Origin of the sequence: Citrobacter sp. wls826 (assembly GCF_005281245.1) — a bacterium.
GTDB classification, from domain to species: Bacteria; Pseudomonadota; Gammaproteobacteria; order Enterobacterales; family Enterobacteriaceae; genus Citrobacter; species Citrobacter braakii.
In genome coordinates this window covers 265,937-270,352 of record NZ_SZWS01000061.1, presented here as the reverse complement: position 1 = coordinate 270,352, position 4,416 = coordinate 265,937, and the positions used below count along the sequence as shown (strand labels likewise).

Genomic DNA, 4,416 nt, shown 5'->3' with positions numbered 1-4,416 from the left:
GGCGGTTTTACGCTTCTTTCGTGTGCTTCATTTTATACATGGCGCTATCTGCATTCTGAATAGCCACATCCAGTTCACCGTTCACCTCTGCAATCCCCCACGATACTGACAATGGCACGGTATGACCGTCCACTACAAACACATGGCTGGTCACCTGCCCGCTGATACGTTGAGCGATTGCGATGGCATCAGTTGCCTGCGAGCGAAACAGCAGGATCATAAATTCATCCCCGCCGGTACGAATCACAATATCGTGGCTGGTGCGGGTGTTTGATAACATCCTGTTGGCGATAATTTGCAACGCACGATCGCCTGCCGCGTGACCCCAGGTATCATTGACGGCCTTGAACTTATTGCAGTCCAGTAGCACCACCGAACAGTGGGATAAATCACGGCGCTTGATGATGTCGAGTATTCGGCGATTAAAGCAACCGGTCAGGGTGTCTATATAAACCTTCAGGTCGCTTTCGTTTAGCCATGATTTTAGCGAGAAACTAATCATGATGAAAAAGAACGGCGCCAGCAGGATCACGATCCCGGCATGGGTATCGCGCGTCATAAAACGGCCTAATGAAAGCGAATAGTGCAGCGCATATTTCTCCGAAAAATTGCGCACTAAAAAACGGGATTGACCTGTACATTTACCGGATAAACAGAGACTTTCATTGTTGGTCAAATTTACCAATTCCACATTCAGCTCTGGTGGGAGCTGGTAGTCAAATGCTTGAGCCAACGCTTCCTGCAATTCGGGCTTTGAATGGTCATAAACCAGATAGGCCACGATTTGGTCTGATATCTCTTTGCCAGACAGATCGTAGATATAGCTCACCACGCTGTAAGCTTTTTCACCGGTAATTTTATCGGTATAGAAGTTCGTTGAACTAAGGGCTTTGTTTTTGACGTTTTTTTGCAACAGTCGGGTATAGAAATCGACCGGAGGATAGAAAAAGTTGGTGAGATCCCGCGCCATTTCAGAATTTGAGAAACTGAAGTTGCGCGAATCGGAAGCCATAAACCAGTAAAAATAATCTGAATTTTTGGCGATAATATAACGATGTGCATCGAAGCTGCCCGGATTTAGCTCATTAACCATACCGCGAATAAACTCCGCCGCCGTATACATACACAGCGCGTTGTGGCTGGCTTGCTGGGCAATAATTGTCCCCGTTACCGAATGCAGACGCTTTGGGTCGGCGTTAATTCCCCATTCCATTTCATTGCGGGGAGCAAATTGTGAAATATCGCCACATTGCTCACCCGATTTAATATGGTGATAGCGCTCACCAATCGCATCGGCGATCAGCTCATTATCGTTAAAAATGTCCATCATGCGCGCTTGCATGCGGTTAACACCGTCACTGACTGCAGCCATCCGCTGCTCATAAATTATAAACAGAAACAACGACGTAAATATCAACGTAATGAGCCCTGATACCAGCAGTGCCTGCCTGTTTCTGAGCTTGTCCTGCACAATCTTCACGAGTTCACCCTGATAGTTAACATATTGCCAAACCGGTTACCCGTTTCTGTCGTTGCATAACTGCGCTGTATGTTGATTAAGAATGTTAACCGTCCCTAAGCTGATGCCTTAGAAGCCCGCCGTTGTGTGCGCTAAAGTTACAGACTTATACAATAAAAGCACATTTTTGTTAACATAAATGCAAACTAATCATCACCCTCAATCGGATACCCTGCCCGACGAATGGCCTCACGACAATCGCTCACGCCTGCGGCATAGCCCGCTTCGATCTCACAAACAGGACTGGCGCTGCAATAAGGTAGTTTAACCGGAGTCGCAATGCGTTTCTCCAGCACTTCAATTTTATCCATAAAATTCAATAAGTCACGCGCGGCACTCACGGCGAACTCTGCCGTTTCATCTCCGGTGAATGGTTCCAAAAGTGTGATTTTTTGTTGTAGCAGGAGTCGAGTCAACATCATCGTCAATGCCCTCAAAGCCAGTTTGCTTAAAGAGTAGCATTACATCGACGGGGAGAAAGGCAGGAAGAAATAAACTGGTAATAAAAAAGCTGACCGTGGAACGATCAGCTTTTCAGTATTTTAATCACGGACTTAGAAGCGATAACCCGCGGAGAACATAAACACCCACGGATCGAGGCGGACGCTGTCATGCTGCTGCGCGCCAGCCAGTTTATAGCTCGCGGTGGTGTCGATATCCATGTACCAGACCGACATGTTAATCAGCCAGTCGCGGTTAATCAGATAGTCCATACCCACTTGCCCTGCTGCGCCCCAGGAGTCTTTCAGGCTCAGGTCAGATAAACCGGTTTCTTTGCCGTTATTGTTAAAGCCTTCGTCAAAGAAGGTGGTGTAGTTCACACCGACACCAACGTACGGACGCAGTTTGCTGCTGGAATCGCCGAAATACCACTGTGCCATTAAGGTCGGCGGTAAATGGTGAACGGTCGCAATATCACCTGTTGTGGCAGTGCCAATTTTATGGCGGAACGGCGTAGCTGCCAGTAATTCAACACCGATATTGTCGGTTGCCATGTAGGTAAATGTCAGACCCAACTGCGTGTTATTGCTGACATCAAAGCCACCCAGGCTTCCCAGCGTACCACCCGCGCCTTCCGTCGGTCTGACGGTGGCAGAACCTGCACGAATAAAGAATTCTCCGGCCTCATGCGCAAATACGTTACCAGAGAGAAGAGTTGTTAAAGCCACTGCTGCAACTGTTAATTTTTTCATGTCCGCTCCATCGTTATGGTTATAAAAGCGGAACGAATATACCCACATTGGAGTAATAAGTGATCTAACCTGGATCACATTGACTTTGATAATTTAACATTTATTGATCCAGATTAAGTTAGAACTTGCATTCAAAATCCTGGTTAACCTAATTCAGATCAATTTTGATATATTTTCGCCACGCAAGTACCTGACCTCCGTTGCAGAATAGCGATGGTTATTTGTTCGTGATGCGCAGAGAACAACCAACGTTCTTGCATGACGCTGAAGTCATAGTCAAAAATTACCGGGGCTTTACAAAGATATGCTTTTCCATACACCGCGCGATGCTGCCACTGTAGAGTTATCCAGGGTACAATTGCCCACAAATGAACACCTGCAAAACTCAAGGAGAGTGCATGTCTATCACGGCGAAATCCGTTTACCGTGACACGGGAAACTTTTTCCGTAATCAATTCATTACCATCTTGCTGGTATCGTTGTTGTGCGCGTTTATCACAGTGGTGTTAGGGCATGCCTTTTCTCCCACCGACGCACAAATTGCGCAACTTAGTGAAGGCGATCAGTTAACCAGCAGCGTGGGATTGTTCGATCTGGTGCAAAACATGACCCCGGAGCAACAGCAAATTTTGCTACGCGCTTCCGCGGCGTCGACGTTTTCCGGTCTGATTGGTAATGCCATCCTCGCCGGAGGCATTATCCTGATGATTCAGCTGATTTCAGCCGGTCATCGGGTCAGCGCGTTACGCGCCATCGGTGCCAGCGCGCCGGTTTTGCCGAAGCTGTTTATTCTGATTTTTCTGACTACTCTGCTGGTGCAAATCGGTATTATGCTGGTTGTGGTACCCGGTATTCTGCTGGCTATCCTGCTGGCACTTGCACCGGTGATGTTAGTACAGGACAAAATGGGTGTCTTTGCCGCGATGCGCAACAGTATGCGTCTGGCGTGGTCGAATATGCGCCTGGTTGCACCAGCAGTGATCGGTTGGCTGTTGGCAAAAACGTTGTTGTTGCTTTTTGCGCCAAGTTTTGCGGTACTTACGCCAAATGTAGGCGCGGTATTGGCGAATACGCTGAGCAATATGATCTCCGCCGTGTTGCTGATCTATTTGTTCCGCCTGTACATGCTAATTCGCCAATAAACCCTGAACGCATTCCGGGCTTGTACCCGGTGCTTTTGATGACGGAATCGAAGAATGAAGCAGTTTCTTGATTTTTTACCGCTGGTTGTCTTTTTTGCTTTTTATAAGCTCTATGACATCTACGCGGCGACCTCGGCGCTGATTGTTGCGACGGCTGTGGTTTTGATTTACAGCTGGGTCCGCTATCGCAAGGTCGAGAAGATGGCATTAATCACTTTTGTTCTGGTAGCCGTGTTCGGTGGCCTGACCATTTTCTTCCACAATGATGAATTCATTAAGTGGAAAGTAACGGTGATTTACGGGCTGTTTGCCGGTGCGCTGCTGGTTAGCCAATGGGTAATGAAAAAGCCGCTGATTCAGCGCATGTTAGGTAAAGAGCTGAGCTTGCCACAGCCGGTTTGGACAAAACTTAACTTCGCCTGGGCCGTCTTCTTTATCCTGTGCGGTCTGGCGAATATCTATATCGCGTTTTGGCTACCGCAGAATATTTGGGTCAACTTTAAAGTGTTCGGCCTGACCGCCCTGACTTTACTATTTACGTTACTGAGCGGAGTCTATATTT

At 47.6% G+C, this 4,416-nt stretch carries 5 protein-coding genes and 1 pseudogene; 3 read left to right on the top strand and 3 right to left on the bottom strand.

Annotated elements, in window-relative coordinates; genetic code table 11:
• Window positions 1-7 precede the first annotated feature (7 nt).
• From FDW87_RS18790 to ompW, 3 genes are all read right to left on the bottom strand, one after another.
• Window positions 8-1,480, bottom strand: a complete 1,473-nt coding sequence (locus FDW87_RS18790; protein ID WP_109017886.1) for a GGDEF domain-containing protein — start codon at window positions 1,478-1,480, stop codon at window positions 8-10.
• Between the two features lie 185 nt (window positions 1,481-1,665).
• Complete coding sequence (locus tag FDW87_RS18785; RefSeq protein ID WP_047500351.1) at window positions 1,666-1,941, bottom strand: hypothetical protein; 276 nt, start codon at window positions 1,939-1,941, stop codon at window positions 1,666-1,668.
• A 132-nt stretch (window positions 1,942-2,073) separates the two neighbouring features.
• Window positions 2,074-2,712, bottom strand: coding sequence for an outer membrane protein OmpW (gene ompW / locus FDW87_RS18780; RefSeq protein ID WP_016153263.1), 639 nt, complete (start codon window positions 2,710-2,712; stop codon window positions 2,074-2,076).
• A gap of 283 nt (window positions 2,713-2,995) precedes the next feature.
• On the opposite strand from ompW, the pseudogene FDW87_RS23065 reads away from it, so the two are divergent.
• The 3 genes and pseudogenes from FDW87_RS23065 to FDW87_RS18770 form a co-directional block, all read left to right on the top strand.
• A pseudogene (locus FDW87_RS23065) lies at window positions 2,996-3,082 on the top strand (YkgJ family cysteine cluster protein); the annotation flags it as partial.
• 28 nt (window positions 3,083-3,110) lie between these two features.
• The gene (locus tag FDW87_RS18775; protein WP_016153264.1) at window positions 3,111-3,854 is read left to right on the top strand and encodes a YciC family protein; all 744 of its coding nucleotides are present in this window, start codon (window positions 3,111-3,113) and stop codon (window positions 3,852-3,854) included.
• 54 nt (window positions 3,855-3,908) lie between these two features.
• Window positions 3,909-4,416 (top strand): septation protein A (locus tag FDW87_RS18770; protein WP_137380055.1); only part of this gene is annotated, 508 nt, incomplete at its 3' end.